The 17,690-nt window shown below is 67.8% G+C and carries 19 protein-coding genes; 9 read left to right on the top strand and 10 right to left on the bottom strand.

Going from position 1 to position 17,690, the window contains the following annotated elements:
• Positions 1–8: 8 nt before the first annotated feature.
• Both EV645_RS17230 and EV645_RS17225 read left to right on the top strand, forming a co-directional pair.
• A complete protein-coding gene (locus EV645_RS17230; RefSeq protein ID WP_130444895.1) occupies positions 9–632 on the top strand; it encodes a TetR/AcrR family transcriptional regulator in 624 nt (207 codons plus the stop codon).
• Positions 632–1,210: a GNAT family N-acetyltransferase gene (locus tag EV645_RS17225; RefSeq protein ID WP_130444893.1), complete on the top strand. Its 579-nt coding sequence runs from the start codon at positions 632–634 to the stop codon at positions 1,208–1,210. The genes EV645_RS17230 and EV645_RS17225 overlap by 1 nt, the downstream gene beginning before the upstream one ends.
• Here EV645_RS17225 and EV645_RS17220 read toward each other — a convergent pair whose 3' ends face one another.
• The gene (locus tag EV645_RS17220; RefSeq protein ID WP_242000470.1) at positions 1,211–2,122 is read right to left on the bottom strand and encodes an aminoglycoside phosphotransferase family protein; all 912 of its coding nucleotides are present in this window, start codon (positions 2,120–2,122) and stop codon (positions 1,211–1,213) included.
• A gap of 61 nt (positions 2,123–2,183) precedes the next feature.
• Here EV645_RS17220 and EV645_RS17215 point away from each other — a divergent pair, with 61 nt between their 5' ends.
• On the top strand, positions 2,184–3,158 hold the full coding sequence (locus EV645_RS17215) for a glucuronyl esterase domain-containing protein (RefSeq protein ID WP_130444891.1): 975 nt from the start codon (positions 2,184–2,186) through the stop codon (positions 3,156–3,158).
• Positions 3,159–3,183: 25 nt separating this feature from the next.
• On the opposite strand, the gene EV645_RS17210 is transcribed toward EV645_RS17215, so the two are convergent.
• Positions 3,184–3,675, bottom strand: coding sequence for a DUF1269 domain-containing protein (locus EV645_RS17210; protein WP_130444889.1), 492 nt, complete (start codon positions 3,673–3,675; stop codon positions 3,184–3,186).
• Between the two features lie 214 nt (positions 3,676–3,889).
• On the opposite strand from EV645_RS17210, the gene EV645_RS17205 reads away from it, so the two are divergent.
• From EV645_RS17205 to EV645_RS17180, 6 genes are all read left to right on the top strand, one after another.
• Complete coding sequence (locus tag EV645_RS17205; RefSeq protein WP_130444887.1) at positions 3,890–4,792, top strand: ABC transporter ATP-binding protein; 903 nt, start codon at positions 3,890–3,892, stop codon at positions 4,790–4,792.
• The gene (locus EV645_RS17200; RefSeq protein WP_130444885.1) at positions 4,789–5,523 is read left to right on the top strand and encodes an ABC transporter permease; all 735 of its coding nucleotides are present in this window, start codon (positions 4,789–4,791) and stop codon (positions 5,521–5,523) included. The genes EV645_RS17205 and EV645_RS17200 overlap by 4 nt, the downstream gene beginning before the upstream one ends.
• A 24-nt stretch (positions 5,524–5,547) precedes the next feature.
• Complete coding sequence (locus EV645_RS17195) at positions 5,548–6,684, top strand: sensor histidine kinase (protein ID WP_130444883.1); 1,137 nt, start codon at positions 5,548–5,550, stop codon at positions 6,682–6,684.
• A 10-nt stretch (positions 6,685–6,694) separates the two neighbouring features.
• Positions 6,695–7,303: a response regulator transcription factor gene (locus EV645_RS17190; RefSeq protein WP_130444881.1), complete on the top strand. Its 609-nt coding sequence runs from the start codon at positions 6,695–6,697 to the stop codon at positions 7,301–7,303.
• A gap of 80 nt (positions 7,304–7,383) precedes the next feature.
• Positions 7,384–8,484 (top strand): sulfite oxidase, encoded by a 1,101-nt coding sequence (locus EV645_RS17185; protein WP_130444879.1) that lies wholly within the window; start codon positions 7,384–7,386, stop codon positions 8,482–8,484.
• 24 nt (positions 8,485–8,508) lie between these two features.
• Complete coding sequence (locus tag EV645_RS17180; protein ID WP_242000469.1) at positions 8,509–8,772, top strand: hypothetical protein; 264 nt, start codon at positions 8,509–8,511, stop codon at positions 8,770–8,772.
• Between the two features lie 4 nt (positions 8,773–8,776).
• On the opposite strand, the gene EV645_RS17175 is transcribed toward EV645_RS17180, so the two are convergent.
• From EV645_RS17175 to EV645_RS17140, 8 genes are all read right to left on the bottom strand, one after another.
• The gene (locus tag EV645_RS17175) at positions 8,777–9,511 is read right to left on the bottom strand and encodes a DUF3592 domain-containing protein (RefSeq protein ID WP_130444877.1); all 735 of its coding nucleotides are present in this window, start codon (positions 9,509–9,511) and stop codon (positions 8,777–8,779) included.
• Positions 9,512–9,557: 46 nt separating this feature from the next.
• Positions 9,558–11,036, bottom strand: a complete 1,479-nt coding sequence (locus EV645_RS17170; protein WP_242000468.1) for a multicopper oxidase family protein — start codon at positions 11,034–11,036, stop codon at positions 9,558–9,560.
• Entirely contained in the window at positions 11,029–11,442 is a 414-nt protein-coding gene (locus EV645_RS17165) for a hypothetical protein (protein WP_130444875.1), read from the bottom strand. Before EV645_RS17165 ends, EV645_RS17170 begins: the two co-directional genes overlap by 8 nt.
• Positions 11,439–12,023, bottom strand: coding sequence for a DUF1707 SHOCT-like domain-containing protein (locus tag EV645_RS17160; protein WP_130444873.1), 585 nt, complete (start codon positions 12,021–12,023; stop codon positions 11,439–11,441). The genes EV645_RS17165 and EV645_RS17160 overlap by 4 nt, the downstream gene beginning before the upstream one ends.
• Positions 12,024–12,205: 182 nt before the next feature.
• Positions 12,206–13,567, bottom strand: a complete 1,362-nt coding sequence (locus tag EV645_RS17155) for an ABC transporter substrate-binding protein (RefSeq protein ID WP_130444871.1) — start codon at positions 13,565–13,567, stop codon at positions 12,206–12,208.
• A gap of 11 nt (positions 13,568–13,578) precedes the next feature.
• The gene (locus EV645_RS17150) at positions 13,579–14,478 is read right to left on the bottom strand and encodes a carbohydrate ABC transporter permease (RefSeq protein WP_130444869.1); all 900 of its coding nucleotides are present in this window, start codon (positions 14,476–14,478) and stop codon (positions 13,579–13,581) included.
• A complete protein-coding gene (locus tag EV645_RS17145) occupies positions 14,475–15,317 on the bottom strand; it encodes a carbohydrate ABC transporter permease (RefSeq protein ID WP_130445441.1) in 843 nt (280 codons plus the stop codon). The genes EV645_RS17150 and EV645_RS17145 overlap by 4 nt, the downstream gene beginning before the upstream one ends.
• Positions 15,318–15,453: 136 nt before the next feature.
• Entirely contained in the window at positions 15,454–17,577 is a 2,124-nt protein-coding gene (locus tag EV645_RS17140; protein ID WP_130444867.1) for an alpha-galactosidase, read from the bottom strand.
• Positions 17,578–17,690 lie beyond the last annotated feature (113 nt).

Raw genomic sequence — 17,690 nt, 5'->3', positions numbered from 1 at the left:
CTGCGCAAGTGACCTCGACCACTGCCGCCCCGAAGCGCCGTCGCGACCGGGCCGCCCGGGAACGGGAGATCCTCGAGGCGGCCGAGCGGATCTTCGGCGCGCGCGGGTACCAGGGCACGTCGATGGACGACGTCGCCGCGCAGGTCGGCGTCTCGAAGCCGCTGATCTACCAGTACTACGGCTCGAAGGACGGCCTGTTCCTCGCCTGCCTCGCCCGTCTCCGCGGTCAACTGCTGGACACGGTGTCCGATGCGGTGATGGCGGCGCCGGATGCGGAGGATGCGCTGTACGCCGGGTTCGTCGCGTGGTTCCAGTTCCTCGACGACCATCCGCAGGCATGGTCGGTGCTCGTCGACGAGGGCATGCTCAGCGCGGGCCCGGCCGCGGAGGCGACCGACGAGGTACGCGCGGCGTTCATCGAGCTGATCGCCACGATGGTCCGGATGAACCTCCCCGCCGGCCGGCCGGTCGACGAGGACGAGGTCCAGATCGTTGCCCAAAGCATCTCAGGCGCCACCGAACGCCTGGCCATCTGGCGCACCCGCTCCGCCACCCCGCCAAGCCCCGAGAAGGTAGCCCGAACCCTCCAAGACCTCCTCTGGCAGGGCCTCCACACCCTCAAGTCCACCTGATGCACATCGAGTCCCACCCCGAGGCCGCCGTCCCCGCCGACCTTCGCCGCCAGGTCTACACGCTGCAGAACGAAGCGTGGCCGCCCACCGCGGACTCGGTCGACTCGCCTGCCGATGCCCAGGTTCACGACCCGAGCCTCCGCCCGCTGTCAGTTCTCCTCATCGACGACGGAACCGTCGTGGCCGCCCTCGACATCCTCCACAAGGACCTCGACCACGCCGGCAACACGTTCCGCGCCGGCGGACTCAGCACCGTCGTCACCCGCAAGGACCTCCGCGGCCACGGCTACGGCCTCCGACTCGTCACCGCCGCCCGCGCGGCAATGACAAACGGCGACCTGGCCCTCTTCACCTGCGACCGCCCGCTACAACCGTTCTACGAGCGCGCCGGCTTCCACCTCCTCCCCGACACAACCCTCATCGGCGGCACCCCCGATGACCCGTTCCCGAGCGACCAACCAGGCTTCGACAAAGTCACCATGGCCGCCTTCTTCACCCCCGCCGCCCAGCAAGCTGCCGCCACCTTCGACAACGCCCGCATCGCCCTCTACCCCGGACGCATCGACAAACTCTGGTGACTACCGCCCGACGAAGTCGCTGAGAACGTCGGCGATGTACTCCTGACCGCCGCTGATGGCGTCCGGGTCCCGGTGCCGGTAGTACGGAATCGCGATCAGCGACAGCGAAAGCGCCCACCCCCGCGCCCGGAGCCAGGTGTCGTCGTCCACCTCGAGAGCCTCGCGATAGACCCGCCGGGACTCACCGGCAAACAGGAACCACGCCGCCAGCACATCACCGGCCGGATCGGCGGCACGCGCCGTACCGAAGTCGATCACCGCAGAAAGCTTGCCGTCAGCAACCAACACGTTGCCCGCCATCAGATCGCCGTGGATCCAGGTCGGCGTACCGTCCCAGGTGTCCGCCGCCAGCGACTCCTCCCAAGCCGCCAGCAGCAGGCCGGTGTCGAAGTACTCGCGGAGCTCGTCGAGCGCCTCGCGGAACATCGCGTCCCGCGGCGCCAACGGCGTACCGCGATCGAACGGGTTGTCCGACGGCACCGGGGCTCCGGTGGTGTCGACCTCCCGGAGCGACCGCACGAACTCGGCCAACTGCCGCGCCAGCGCAACCGCGTCGTCCGACGAGTCATCGAACGGCCGGCCCGGCAGCCACCGGTAGACGCCCCAGCTGAAGGGATATCCGTGTCCCGGCTCGCCGAGCTGCAGCGGCTCCGGGATCGACACCGGCAGGTGCGGCGCCAACCGCGGCATCCAGGTCAGGTCCTTCTCCACCTGCCCTTGGGTCGACTCGGTCCGCGGCAGCCGTACGGACAGCTCATCCCCCAGCCGGAACGTGACGTTGTCCGTCCCCGACCGCTCCACCACCCGCGCCGGCAGCCCTGCCCACTGCGGGAACTGCTCGGCAACAAGCCGTTCCACCAGGGACGTGTCGATCTCGACCTCGTCGTCGTGCAACTTCGCAACCCGATCCACGCCCCGGACCCTGACACTCCACAACGCCCCGGTCAACGACATTTCCAGCAAGGATGGGTTCATGACGACAGACTCAGCGGACCTCCTGCCCGAAGCGTGGCGGAAGGCCGAGCTGCCGGACTTGCCACCACTCGGCGGCGACGACGTTGCCGGAGAGTTCGCGCGGACCGTCTTCGGGCGGACGCCAGACGGTGGACGGCTGCGTGAGGTGGTGTTGCGGTCACGCGACGAGGGCGTGTTCGGTGGGACGGGTGATCGGCTGCGGCATCGGGCGGTGATCGCCTGTCCGCTCGGCGATCTGGAGCTCGACACCCTCCTGCACCTTCCGGCGCACGCGCGCCCGGCGCCGGTGATCGTGGCGCTCAACTTCGCCGGCAACGACCAGACGATCGACGATTGGCCGTACGCGAAGGTGATGGACGCCGGGTACGCCGTACTCACCGTCGACTACCAGCAGATAGAGCCCGACGACCCGGACGCTCGCGGCGTACGCGCGCTGTTCCCGACCGGCGAACCGTGGGGCGCAGTCGCAGCCTGGGCCTGGGGACTCTCGCGATGCCTGGACGTCGCGGCCGACATCTCCGGCCTGACCACCGACGGCGCGATCGCGCTCGGGCACTCACGCCTCGGCAAGGCCGCCCTCTGGGCCGGTGTACAGGACGAACGCTTCGCGGTCACGGTCTCGAACGACTCCGGCTGCTGCGGCGCCTCCCTCTTCCGCCATCCCGGCGGCGAGGACATCGCCGCGATCACCACGAGGTTCCCGCACTGGTTCGTGCCCTCGTTCTCGGCGTACGCCGGGAGCCCGCCGCCGCACCTAGACCAGCATCAACTGCTCGCCGGCATCGCGCCCCGTCGCGTCTACGTCGCCAGTGCCGAGGACGACGCCTGGGCCGATCCGATCGGCGAGTACCTGGCCGTCGTCGCGGCAACCCCGGCGTTCAAGAACGGCGACATCGGGTACCACGTCCGCCCCGGCGGCCACGCGCTCCTCGAAGAAGACTGGCTGCGCGTGCTGGACTTCGTCCGACCCTGAATACGGCGCTGAATACGGCGCTGAATCAGTCGCCGAACATCTCGTGGATGGCGGATTCCTGGTCGTCGCTCAGGTTGATGTGGATGAGCTTGGCCCGGAGCCTCGTCTTCTGGAACGTCTCCCGGACCTTGTCGGTCACCTCTTCGCTGGACAGCAGGAACAGCGCCGACGTCCCCGGCGTGACCTGGGCCCGCACTTCCTTGATGAAGTCGTCGTCGATCCCGACGTCGATGAGCCTGCCAGCCACCGCACCCGCCGCGGCCCCGATCGCGGCTCCGGCGAACGGCATCAGGAAGATCGTCCCGAACAACATCCCCCAGAACGCCCCGCCGACCGCGCCCGGCCCGGTCATGTTCCGCACCTGCCGGGTCCGCGGCCGCCGCTTCTCCGGCTGCCACGACACGGACGCGGCGTCATGAATCTTGATCAGCTTCTGCTTGGCCAGGCTCTCCAGCGTCCCGATCGCCTGGTTGGCCCCGTCCCAGTTCTCGAACTTCCACACCGTCAACGTCGCCATCTCGCTCCTCCCCTGCCACCCTCCCACTCGTGCCCGTAGTTCGACCACCTCAACCACCCCCTCTTCACCACTGGACGGTCCGTCCCGGCGAATAGTTGGCGCCGTCGGTGAACAACCCTGAGAACCGACCCTGAAAGGCTGCTGACGGATGTCATGGATGGGTCGTGACGAGCGATCCAGGGGGTGCAGAGCGCCCTCCGACAAGCTTCTGGGTATGACGACAACGACTGCAGTCAGCCTGCGGGGTGTGACCAAGAAGTATGCGAGTGTGCAGGCCGTCGCCGGGGTGGATCTGACCATCCGGGCCGGCGAGGTGGTGGCGTTGCTGGGGCCGAACGGCGCCGGCAAGTCGACCACGATCGAGATGCTGCTCGGCCTGGTGAAGCCGGACAACGGCACCGTCCAGGTGTACGGCGGATCGCCGACCGACGCGATCGCCCAGGGCCAGGTCGGCGTGATGCTGCAGAGCGGCGGGATCATCGAGGACGCCAAGGTCGGCGAACTGCTGAACCTGGTCGCCGGTCTGCACCGGGACCCGATGCCCGTCCAGGAGGCGCTCGAGCGCGCCGGCATCGCCGACCTGACCGGCCGCACGATGAAGGCACTGTCCGGCGGTCAGAAGCAGCGGGTGCGGTTCGCGATGGCGATCATCCCGCAGCCCGACCTGATCGTCCTGGACGAGCCGACGACCGGGATGGACGTCGAGTCCCGCCGCGACTTCTGGGCGTCGATGCACGAGGAGACTGCCCGCGGCCGCACGGTCCTGTTCGCCACCCACTACCTCGAAGAGGCCGACTCGTACGCCGACCGCGTCGTGCTGATGCGCAACGGCAAGGTCGTTGCCGACGGCACCGCCGCGCAGATCAAGGCGAGCGTATCCGGCCGCACCATCCGCGCCACCATCCCCGGCGCCGATCTCGCCGCGCTCGCGTCGCTGCCCGGCGTACGGAATGTCGAGACCCGCGGTGAGGTCGTCCTCCTGCAGTGCGCCGACTCCGACAACACGCTGCGGCACCTGCTGGAGAACACCACCGCCCACGACATCGAAGTAACGTCCGCCGACCTGGAGGACGCCGTCCTCGCGATCAGCGCGGCCCAAGAGGAGACGCTGGCATGAACCGCAACTACCTGATCTTCGACATCCGCCGTACCCTGCGGAACCGCCGGGTGCTGATCTTCTCGATCCTGATGCCACTGGTGCTGTTCGCGATCTTCGGCATGACACTTCCGAAGGACGCGAGCGAGGGCGGGATCTCCGCGATCGCCTACGTGATGGTGAGTATGGCGATGTTCGGCTCGATGTCCGCCGCGATGAGCAGCGGCGGCGTGATCGCGGCCGAGCGCGACGGCGGCTGGAACCGGACACTGCGGCTGACCCCGCTGAAGCCCCAGGCGTACGTCGTCAACAAGGTGATCCTGTCCCTGTTGCTGGCGATCCCCCCGCTGCTGGTCGTCTTCGCCTTCGGAATGATGTTCGGCCACGTGCACCTGAGCATCGGCCAGTGGATGACCGTCGCGCTGGTGTCCTGGCTCGGTGCCCTGCCGTTCGCCGCGATCGGCCTGGTCATCGGGTACATCGCCAAGCCGGACAGCGTGCAGCCGATCACCGGTCTCAGCACGATGCTGATCGCGGCCTTCGGCGGACTGTGGCTGCCGGTCGACCAGATGCCGTCGGTCATGAAGCACATCGCGCAACTGACCCCGGCATACTGGACCGGGCTCACCTCCCGCAGCGCCCTGACGCAGGGCGGAATCGACACCCAGGCGCTGCTCGTGGTGCTCGGCTGGACCGTCGTGCTCGGGTTCATCGGCCTCCGCCGGTTCCGCGCGGACACAGCCCGCGCCTGAGCATCAGAGCGGTAGCGTGACCACGTGAAGACCAACCGCGGCCCCAGCGTCATGGACGGAATGGCCGACCGTGTCGGCGCCGGCCCGGGTCGTTGGGGCTGGCTGGCCGCGGGGGTCTGGCTGTTCTACCTGGCGCAGCCGCTGCAGAAGATCGCGGAGCGCCAGGAGGGCATCAACCAGGTCCTCGGGTTCCTCACGGTGATCCTGTTCGCGGCCAGCTACCTGGGGTTCTTCGGAATCCTGCGCCGGATGGCCCGGAAGCACCTGCTGGCGACGTGGCAGCAGGTGGGCTATCTGGTCCTGATGCTGACGCTGTGCCTGCTGATGATCCCGACCGCCGGCCAGACCGCCCTGACCGGGCTGGTCTACATCGCGTCGGTCGCGATGATGCTGCTGGACCTCCGGGCCGCCGTCGCGTTCGTGGCGATCCTGCTCGCGGGCGCCGAGATCTCGATGCGGGTCGTGCCCGGATGGACCGATGACGGCAGCTACGGCTTCGCGATCTTCCTCGGTGCGCTCGCGGTGTTCGGGCTACGGCGGGCCATCCAGCGCAGCCTCGAACTGACCGCGGCGCGCAAGGAGTTCGCCGAGCTCGCCGTGCAGGAGGAGCGGAACCGGTTCGCCCGGGATCTGCACGACGTCCTCGGGCACTCGCTCACCGTCATCACCGTCAAGGCGGAGCTGGCCGGCAAGCTGATCGAGGCCAACCCGACGCGGGCAGCCGCCGAGGTCGCGGACGTCGAGAGCCTGGCGCGGGCGGCGCTGGCCGACGTACGGGCCGCGGTCGCCGGGTACCGCGAGCTGAGCCTGGCCGGCGAGCTGGTCTCGGCGCGGACCGCATTGCAGGCCGCCGAGGTCAAGGCGGATCTCCCGACTACGGTCGACGAAGTACCGGAGGAGAACCGGGAGCTGTTCGCGTGGGTGGTGCGGGAGGGCGTGACGAACGTCGTACGGCACTCCGGTGCGAAGCGTTGCACGATCCGGATCACGGCGACGCAGATCGAAGTACTGGACGACGGGAAAGGACCGACGCCTGGCGGCGGCGCGTCCGGTCACGGGCTGGTCGGGCTGCGGGAGCGGGCGGACCAGGCCGGTGCGAGTGTGCAGGTCGGTCAGGCGCCCGGTGGCGGGTTCCGGCTGGCCGTCCGGGTCGGCCTGTGAGGATGGACCCGTGAGCATCCGATTGCTGATTGCCGACGACCAGGCGCTGGTGCGTGGAGCCCTGGCCGCGCTGCTCGACCTCGAGCCCGACCTGGAGGTGGTGGCCGAGGTCGGTCGGGGCGACGAGGTGATCGACGCCGCGAAGAACTCCCAGCCCGATGTCGCGCTGCTGGACGTGGAGATGCCGGGGCTGGACGGGATCGAGGCGGCCGCCGCGCTGCGCACCGCCGTACCGGGGGTTCGGGTGCTGATGGTGACAACCTTCGGCAGGCCCGGGTACCTGCGGCGCGCGATGGAGGCCGGCGCGGCAGGGTTCGTCGTCAAGGACACGCCTGCGACGCAGCTGGCGGACGCCGTACGGCGGGTGCACCAGGGGCTGCGCGTCGTCGATCCGTCACTCGCTGCCGAGACCCTCGTCGCCGGCACGAGCCCGCTCACCGGCCGCGAGGCCGACGTACTGCGGGCCGCCCGCGAAGGCGGCACCGTCGCCGACATCGCCAAGGAACTACACCTCTCGGAGGGCACGGTCCGGAACCACCTCTCGGCCGCGATCGGCAAGACCGGCGCCCGCACCCGCGCCGAGGCCGCCCGCATCGCCGTGGACAACGGCTGGTTGTAGTAGGCCCCTACCCCCGCCATCCCCGCCCCGAGCGAACCAAGGGGCGGGGGGTTTAGGGTTGTCTCTTGGGGGTGGGATTTGTGAGTTCAATCGAGGAATTCAGCGTCCGGGGGCGGTTGGCGGACACGGGTGAGGGGATCACCGCCGACGAGTTGCAGCTCGCGGCACGGAATCACGGCATGCCGCTGGAGAGCCTGCGGTACGACGTGACGCCGCCGGGGCTGCATTACGTGCTGGTGCACTACGACATACCGGCAACGAATGCGGGCGATTGGCGGCTCGAGCTGAACGGGTGCGTCGAGCAACCGTTGTCGTTCGGGCTGACCGAGATGCGCGCGATGGGACGCCGTACGATCCGGGTCACGCTGGAGTGCGCGGGCAACGGGCGCGCCACGTTGCAGCCGCGGCCGATCAGCCAGCCGTGGTTGTCGGAAGCCGTCGGTACGGCGGAGTGGACCGGGGTGCTGCTGGCGGATCTGCTGCGGTTGGCCGGGATCCGCGAGGATGCCGTGGACGTGGTGTTCACCGGCGCAGATCGCGGGGTCGAGCGTGGCGTCGTCCAGGACTATCAGCGCGGGCTGTCGCTCGCGGAGGCGATCGACTCGGGCGCGATCGTCGCATGGGAGATGAACGGCGGGCCGCTGCCGCCGCAGCACGGGTACCCGCTGCGACTCGTCGTACCAGGGTGGTACGGGATGGCGAGTGTGAAGTGGCTGCGGTCGATCGAGGTGATCGACCACGAGTTCGACGGGTTCCAGAACGCGGTGGCCTACGTGATCCGTCAGCGCCCTGACGATCCGGGCCGGCCGGTGACCCGGATCGAACCGCGGGCGCTGCTCGTGCCGCCGGGGTTCCCCGACTTCATGAGCCGTCACCGCTTCGTTGCCGCAGGCACCGTTCCGCTGTTCGGCCGGGCCTGGTCCGGATGGGCGCCGATCGAACGCGTCGAGGTCAGCACCGACGCCGGCGTCAACTGGCACGAAGCCACGTTGGATGCCCTCGGCAACGACGAGCTCGCCTGGCGCGCTTTCGCCTACGACTGGGAGGCAACACCGGGCGAACACGTGCTCACAGTCCGCGCGTACGACGCCAGCGGCCGCGAACAACCCATCGAAGCCGACTGGAACCGAGGCGGTTTCAGCAACAACACCGCGCAACGCATCACAGTCCTTGTGACCTGAAAACCCGCGTGTCGTTCACCGCCAATGCCTGACCTGCGTCACATCCTGAAGACGTACACGGTTCTCACTCCAGGAGTGGTGGCGGTGAACGACAACCATCTACACGCGCGAGTCTTCAGAACTCTCGACGAGTGGTACGCCGACGTCGACGACGAACTGGACCCCCAACCGGACAACCCTCTCTGGTCCGGCTCCTACACATCCCAACCAGCCGCCATAGAAGCCGCCTGCGCCCGCCTCGCCGCCCTACACCGACAGCCCACCTACCTCACCGACCAAGCCTCCTGAGCCATCAGCCGAACGCAATCGCGAGCCCGATGCCCAGGAGGATCAGGGTGATGACGATGCCGAACGGCCAGGCCCACCACGGCATCGACCAGTCGACCGCCGCGGCCACGACGTTCGACGGATCGTCCGGGTCGACCACCACGTCGATCAGGTCCCCCTCGATCGGCTCCGGATCCAGTTGGTCACCGCCGTCCACCTCGACCGCGACGCCGTCGGCCGGACGTGCGACCTTGACGGTCACCTCGCGAGACCTCGACCACTTGTCTTCCGAGACCGAGACGACGACAGCCTGCTGGACCGGGCCGTTGGCGATCAAGTGCTGGTTGTCACGCCCGCCCGAGATCCCGAGCGGCAGGATGGCGAGTGAACCCAGCGCGATCGGCACGCCCACCAGCAGCCGGACAGCCCGGATCAGCACCTCGCGCCATCCGATCCGCCGCGGTCGGCCGGCGTGTGCTGCGCGGGCTGTCGCCAACGCACGTGACATTGCCCGGTCGCGGGCTTCTCGTGTGCGTCTTGTTGGGGCCTCCAACCGCTTCCACCAGTCGAACCGTTCGGCCAGCCAGCGGGCGGGGTAGCAGGCCCCGCCCGCGATTGCGGCGCAGGCGATGGGGTTGTCGTAGAAGAAGCTCGGGCGGGTCAGCCAGCCGACGAAGTACAGGCCGCCGCCGACCGTGCAGAAGAAGAGCAGCAACAGCGCCAACTGCCGGCCATGGAGGTCGTCGTCGGGGTCGCTCACCGGAACATCATGAGCGATTGACGCCGGACGACAGAACCTGGTTCCGCTACTCGGGTTCGTTGTGGGAGTGGCCGCCTACTTGGTAGGGGGTGGTGATGCCTTCGTACATCAGGTGGGTTACCAGGCCTTGGGAGGCGTGGGGGAGGTTGTGGCAGTGGTCCATCCAGAGGCCGGGGTTGTCGGCTACGAAGGCGATCTCGTAGCTCTCTTTGTTGCCGACCTCGAGGGTGTCGGTCCACCAGGGTGAGCCGGTCGCTGCGACGCCGTTGCGGGACAGGACGACGACGTGATGGCCGTGCAGGTGCATGGGATGCGCCTGGCCGCTGGTGTTGGAGATCTTCATCTTGACGATGTCTCCTTCGGCGACCATGAACATCGGTACGTCGGGGAACTTGTGCCCGTTGATCGTCCACCACAGCCCTGGTATGCCATCGAGGAAACCGGCCGTCCGCCCGATCCGGTACTCGAAGCTGCGGTTCGCCTTCGCCGGGTCGAAGCCGAGCGGCGCCGGTGCGCCGTACGTCAGCAGATCGACGTTGTTCCCCGGCAGTTCCGCGTGAGGTGGATCAGCGGGGCCGATGCCTAGGGACGTTGACGCCGTGCCTGCGTCCAACCGCATCCCGCCGGCCGGTACGACGGCCTCAAGGTCGACGCGTCCGCCTGCCGCCAACGGATACGCAGCCGTCACCGCGGTCGGCCCGTGGACGTCGCGTCCGTCGACCGCGACCACCTTGTATGGCATACCAACCAAGCCGACCCGCAGGATCGCGTTGTCGGTGTTGATCACCCGCACGCGCGCCGTCGTACCTGCGGGAAGATCGACCCGCGAGGTCCCGGTGTGGCCGTTGATGGTCCGCCTGCCGTCGTAGGTGTGGATGGTGGCGATCACTTCGCCAGGCTTCTCCGGCGCGATCACGATCGGGCCGAACAGGCCGCCCTTCACCTCGTCGGCCGACACCTGATGCGAGTGGTACCAGTACGTCCCGGCCGCCGGCGCCTTGAACCGGTACACGTGCTTCCCACCTACCGGTACGGCGTCCTGTGTCACGCCGGCGACCCCGTCCTCCGCGTTCGGTACGTCGATCCCGTGCCAGTGCAACGTCGCGCCATCGGGGACGGACTCGTTCACGAACGTCACCTGGATCAGATCGCCCACTCGTGCCCGGATCAGCGGACCCGGCGACGTCCCGTTCACCGTGTACCCGTCGACGGTCTCCCCGGACGCGAGCTGGAACTTCTGCTTCCGCGCCGTCAGCGTCACGTTCACATTTGGTATACCAGTCTTCGGCCCGGTGAGATCGGCGACGCTCGTCCCGGTCATGCCGCTCATCCCGGCATGGTGCTCGTGCTCCATCGACTGATCCATTGCCGGTCCGCCGCCGTAATCGGCGTACCCCATCTCCGCCGGGTTGTACGAGCCCGGGACCAGGCTGGTCGCCCAGAGATACCCCAGCGGTACGAGTACCGCCAGGGTGATCCCGAGAGCGACCAGCCGGCCCCACCGCCGTTTCTTGACCTCAGCCACTGGTCACAGGCTGGTTGGGTACGGCGGCCCGTCGAGCCCCCATGCTCGCGACAGCGGCGATCGCAAGCCCGTTGATCCCGTGCAGCACGCCCAGCGCCGGGACCCCGAAGGACACCACCGCGAGCAGGAACTGCAGGACCACGAGACCGACCACGATCCCGGCCAGCACGCGACCCCGCGGTACGTCGGTCAGGAAGGAGACGATCAGGAACACCAGCGCGAGCAGACCGATCACCGTACCGGCGATGCTGTGGTAGCTCTGCCCGAAGTTGCTGTAATCGGCCCCGATCGCGGTCCCGTCGTCCGCATCCTTCGCGATCGTGAACCCGGAGAGCGCGATCGAGGCGATCTGCAGCACGACCGCGATCGCGATCAGCAGACCGAGCGTCCGGTATACCGTCCTCATGCTCGGCGCTCCGTCCGCCGCTTCCGGATGACGATCACGGCCGCGACGATCAACGCGATCGGCAGGAAGGGCGGATGCCCGCCCAGCACCACACACCCGAACGACGCCAGTACCCCGATCACCCCCACCACGAGCAACAACGGCAACGGAACCCGCCCAAGGAACCCGCGCTTGGCCCACTCGGGCCGCGGCCCCCCGAACGGCCCGGCGCCAGGCCCGCCACTACCGGCTCCACGCCAGCCGGCCCCCGGACCGGCGCCGGGCGCGGTAGCGTCGGCGGCGTTCTGCGGTGCCGTCCACGGCGGTTTGCGCCAGCCCCACGGTCCGGCCCATCCCTCACCGGTGCCGCCCTCACCGTCGCCGGCGAAGGCGGCGTCGCCTGGCTGGTGTGCGCCCGGCAGATCCGTGAACAAGCCGTCCAGGTCCACTCCAGTGCGTGCCTTCAGCGCCTGCTCGACTCGTTCGGAGTGCTCTTCGGCGCTCAGCCGGCCGGCTTCGTAATGCTCGCCCAGACGCCTGACCGCGTCCTCACGCTCACTGTCGCCGATGCGGATCGATCCGCCCGGCCTCTCGTCGCTCATGATTCTCCTTGATGCTCGTCGGTTCTCCGATGGCACCAAGGTTGTCGTTCCGGCCCCCGTCTCCGCGTCGCCTCAGCGGCGACACCTTGCCTACCCCCGGAGGAGCACCCTGCGCCTACCGACGCAGTACGACGTACTCCCCCGGGCGTAGGCCCGGCCAGGGTCAACCCTTAGCTATCCCCTCAGCTGTTCACCGCGAGGATCTTGTTCACATCGTTGTTGGCCTTCGCCAGCGACGAAGGCGCGGCTTCGAACGACATCACCGACTCCATAGCCGGCGTCATCACCGCGGTCACGTCCGCCGCGTTCGGGTTGGCCGGATACGGGAACACGTCGCCCGCCTCGACCGGCTCCAGGAATGGAGTGACGTCCCAGCCGCTCTTGGCGAACGCCGCCTTCGCCGCCGGCATGCTGGCCGCCACCGCCGGGAACACGACGCCTGCCTTGGCGACGATGTCCTGAGCGGTCTGCGAACCGAGGAACTTCACCCAGGCCCAGGACGCGTCGCGCCGCTTCGTCCCAGCCCAGATGGTGTCCGCCAAACCGTTCATCATCGACATCCGCTTCTCGACCGGACCGATCGGCAACCGCGCCAGCTTCGTCTTCACCTGCTTCAGCTGCCCGTACGTCCCGAGCATCCACGATCCGTTCGGCGTCATCCCGTACTTCCCGGCGCCGAACGACGTCGTCACATCCACACCGGATTTCGCCTGCGCGTACGTCGGCATCAGGCCCTTGGTGATCAGGCCCCGCCACCAGCCGATCGTGTCGGTGAACTTCGGGTCGCCGTAGAAGAACTTCGTACCCCACGGTTCGCCCTGGGAGTACTTCCAGCCGTTGCTCGCGGCATACCAACTCCAGCTGGTCTGCCCGTCACCACCGCCGGCATCGGCGTACCCGAGTCCGTAGACCTTCACGTTCTCCTTGTCGAACCCCGACTGGTCGCCGCGACGCCCCTTCGAATCCACCGTCAACCGGCGGATGATCTGCTCGAACGTCCCGCCGTCCTGCGGGTTCCAGGTCATCGAGTTGAGTTGGTCGGTGCTGATCCCTGCCGCCTCGGTGAACGCGCTGTTGTAGAAGTAGACCTCGGTATCCCAATCCTTCGGCAGTCCGTACCGCTTGCCGTCGGCACCGATCCAGCGATCGGCGAGACCCTTCTGGTAGATGCTCAGATCAACGTTGTCCTTGGCAACGTACTCGTCGATCGGCAGTACTTGGCCCTTGTCCGCGAACAGCGGGTACTTCGACGAGTGCCCGGTGAACACGTCCGGTGCCGTCTCCGAGATGAACCCGGTCACCAACTTGGACCAGTAGTCGTTCCACCCGTACTGCTCGATGGTCAAGGTGTACTGCGGGTTCTGCTCGTGGAACACCTTCGCGCACTCGGTGTACATCGGCAGCTGGGCGGAGTCCCACAGCCAGTAGATGACCTCGCCCGGTCCGCGTGCCGCGGCGCCGTTGTTGCACGCGGCAAGCGACGGTACGGCGAGAGCGGCGATCCCGGCCTTGAGGAGATTGCGTCGTGAAATCAGTGAATTCATGGGCCCGTCCCTCACTTGATTCCGGAGAAGCCGATGGAGTTCGTGATCCGTCTGGCGAACGCCAGGAACAGGATGATCATCGGCAGCGCAGCGATCAGTGTCGCCGCCATCAGCCCAGCCCAGTCCGGGCCGCCCTGCGGCGTCTGCGACCGGAACACTCCGAGCGCGACCGTCAGCACGCGGACGTTCTCCTGCTGACCGACCAGCAGCGGCCAGAAGTAGTCGTTCCACGAGTTGATGTAGGTCAGGATCGCCAGCGTCGCGATCGGCGCCGCGCTCATCGGGATGATCAGCCGGAAGAAGATCAGCCGGTGGCCGGCGCCGTCGATCATCGCCGCTTCCTCGAGCTCCCGGTTGATGCCGAGGAAGAACTGCCGCAGGAAGAAGATCGCGAACGGCGTCATGAACGCGCCGGGCAGGATGATGCCGGCGAAGCTGTTCAGCAGGCCGAGGTTCTTGATCAGCACGAAGTTCGGCAGCACGGTGAAGATCGGCGGCACCATCAGCGCGGCCAGGAACAATGCGAACACCTTGTCCCGGCCCGGCCAGCGCAGCCGGGCGAACGCGTAGGCCGCCATCGCGCTGAAGAACACCTGGCATACCGTCGTGATGGTTGCCACGACCAACGAGTTCCGCAGGTACAGCCAGAAGTTGACTGCGGCACCGGAACCGCCTTGAGCCTGTGCCTCCTCGATACTCGACAACCCGAGTACGCGCTTGAACGCGCCGAGCGTCGTCTCCACCGGCAGCAGCGAATTCGGGTGACCGGGCAACTGGGTGTTGTCCGAGAACGCGGTCCGCAGCATCCAGTAGAACGGGAACAGCGTGACAATCAGCAGAATGACCAACAGGACCCAGGCGACGGTGCGCCCGACGCTCACCTGCCGTACCGAACCGGTTGTGACGCTCATGCGAGATCACTCTCCCGCGCCCGCAGCAACCGCAACTGGACCAACGAGACGACCGCGAGGATCGCGAACAACACCAGCGCCATCGCCGAGGCGTACCCGAAGTCGAACCGGGTGAACGCTCGCTCGTAGATGTAGTAGTAGATGACTCTTGTCGCGTTGATCGGACCGCCCTGTGTCGTCACCGCGACCGTGTCGAAAATCTGGAACGACCCGATCATGGTGACCACCAGGACCATCACCAGAACAGGCCGCAGCAGCGGCAGCGTGATCCGCCAGAACGTCTTCCACTCGGTCGACCCGTCCACCTCGGCCGCCTCGTAGACGTACGACGGGATCATCTGGAGTCCGGCGAAGACCAGGAGCGCGGTATACCCCATATGGCGCCAGACGTTGATCCCGGCAACGGTCGGGATCGCCCAGTGCGAGTCGCCGAAGAATGCGATCGGGTCGATCCCGACCCAGCCCAGGAACGTGTTCACGACGCCGACCTGCACGTCGAGCATCCAGTACCAGACCAGCGCGACCACGACGTTCGCGACGAGGTACGGCGCGAGGATGATCGCGCGGACCGTGATCGATTTGGTCAGCCGGTACATCAGCATCGCGATCCCGACCGCGAGGACGGTCTGCAGGCCGATGTTGATCACGACGTACTCGACCGTGACGCCGAGCGCGTTCCAGAAGAAGCTGTCGTGGATCATCCGGTCGTAGTTGGCGAGCCCGTTGAACTTCGGCGCCGAGAGCAAGCTGTACTCGGTGAAGCTCAGGTACGCGCCGCGCAGCGTCGGCCAGATGTAGAACACGACGAAGCCCACGGTGGCCGGGGCGATGAAGATCATCGCCACCTTCAGGTCTCCTAGGCTTCGCCGCTTCCCCGGCGGTGCTCCGGAGTCCCCGTGACTTCGTCTCGTTGTGGGTGGTGCGTTGGTGGTGGCGGTCACGGGGATCTCCTCTTCTGTCTGCGATCGGGTGGGCTTACCCGATCGCGGTAACTTCCAGCAAGATCGCGCTCTCGGGCCATTGCACAGGCATGAGTACTCCGACCGAGGCGAGGGCGGCGCCGTTCAACTCCACGCTTCCACGGTCGACCGACCAGGCGGTGGACCGCGACTCGGGTCCGGGTGTCGCGAGCTTGCTGACTCGATAGGTCCGCTGCGGGTCGAGGCCGGGCAGCCTGACCCGACCGACAGCGGACGTCACCGACTGCTTCACCTGTACGACGCTGAACAGGCCTCGGGCGCCGTCTTGTGCAACTACGCCATGGACGAGCACGTCCTCGGGACCGCGGTCGGCGCGGACGACGCGACCGGTGTGGAGTAGCGGCCGCAGCTTCTTGTGCAGCGCGACCCAGCCCTTGAGTTCCTCGCGCTCCTCAGGGCTGGCCGACGCGATGTCCCACTCGATACCGAAGTGGCCGAACAGGGCAGTGGCCGCCCGGAACGACAGCGTTTGCGTGCGGCCGGTGGTGTGGGCGCGCGGCGGGCCGACGTGGCAGCCGATCAACTCCGGCGGCAGCAGCAGCTGCGTGTACCGCTGGATGGTCTGCCGCTCGAGGGCGTCGTTGCTGTCGCTGCCCCAGATCCGGTCCGTGCGTTCCAGGATGGCGAGGTCGACCCGGGCGCCGCCGGACGAGCAGGACTCGATCTCGAGGCCCGGATGCCGGCGCTTGAGCTCGTCGATCAGCCGGTATACCGCCAGCGTCTGCTCGTGGATCCCCGCCGTACCCGTCAACTGGTTGCCGCCGTCAACGAAGTCGCGGTTGTGGTCCCATTTCAGGTACGCGATGTCGTACTCGGACAGGATGCTGTCGAGCCGCTCGAGGATGTAGTCGTAGGCGGCTGGTATACCAAGATTCAGGCCGTGCTGGTGACGTGCTGTCGGCGGCAGCCGGTCGCCGGCGGCGAGGATCCAGTCCGGGTGCTCGCGCGCCAGGTCGGAGTCCGGGTTCACCATCTCCGGCTCGACCCAGAGGCCGAACTGCAGGCCGAGGCCTTTCACATGGTCTACCAACGGGTGCAGGCCCTTCGGCCAGATCCCCTCGTCGACGTACCAGTCGCCCAGCCCGGCGTGGTCGTCGCGGCGGCCGCGGAACCAGCCGTCGTCCAGGACGAAACGCTCGGCGCCGACCTCGGCGGCCGCGTCCGCGAGCGCCTTCAGCTTGTCGAGGTCGAGATCGAAGTACACGGCTTCCCACGTGTTCAGTACGACGGGACGCTCGGTCTTCGGGTGGTTCGCCCGCGCACGCAGGTAGTCGTGGAAGCGGTGTGAGACCTGGTCGAGGCCGACGCCGTACGAGCCGTAGATCCATGGGGTGCTGTAGGTTCCCTGCGGCTGGAGGCGGCCCTCGCCCGGGAGCAGGAGCTCGCCGCCGCCGATGACGGCGTACCCGCTCATGCCGCGCTCGGCGTACGAGCGGTGGTTGCCGCTCCAGGCGGTGTGCACGGCCCAGATCTCGCCGTCGCGGAAGCCGAAGCCGGGGGTGCCGGCGAACAGGAGCAGGGTCGCGTCCGCGCCGGTGCGGCCGCGGCGGTTGTCGCGGATATGCGCGCCCTGGGTGAATGCGTGGCGCTGCGGGTGGCGCTCGCCGATGTGCCGGCCGGTGAGGTCGAGCAACTCGGTCGCCTCGGTCGGGACCGGCAGCGCGAGCAGCAGTCCGTCGACGGTGTACGGCGTCGCGGCCGCGTTGGTCAGGTCCGCCTTGGCGCGCACCAGACCGGAGTCGGTCAGCTCGATGGTGAGCTTGAGGTCGAGGCCCGCCTCGGTGTCGGCGGCGTCGACCTGCACGGTGTTACCGGTCTGCGCGACGCTGGTCAGCCGGAAGCTTGCGGAGAAGTCGTGCCCGTCGCGGTGCCCGCTCAGGCCTGGTATACCAAACCAGCCGGCCGAGTACTCCGGAACGATCGCGATCGGACGGTTCTCGTCCAGGCCGTTGCCGTCCTGGACCGCACCTGCGCCGCGGCGCAGTTCAAGCAGAGCGCTCTCGGTCAGCTCGCCCAGGTCCGTACCCCAGTGCAGGACGGACGGAAGGCCGGGGCCGGAGCAGTCGAGCACCAGGCTGACCGCGGCGGCCCGGAGCTGCAGGATCTCGATGTTCGACACTGTTGATTCACTCTGCTTTCTGATTGATTTCAGGACGGAACTATTTACCCCGCCAGCCTCAATGTCAATGCTTCACGAAGTTAAGTAATTACCCTACGACTGTCCAGCGTTGT

The sequence above is a fragment of the Kribbella rubisoli genome (genome assembly GCF_004217145.1).
Lineage (GTDB): Bacteria > Actinomycetota > Actinomycetes > Propionibacteriales > Kribbellaceae > Kribbella > Kribbella rubisoli.
Note: the sequence above shows the minus strand (reverse complement) of the source record. Positions and strands in the feature narration are given on the sequence as shown.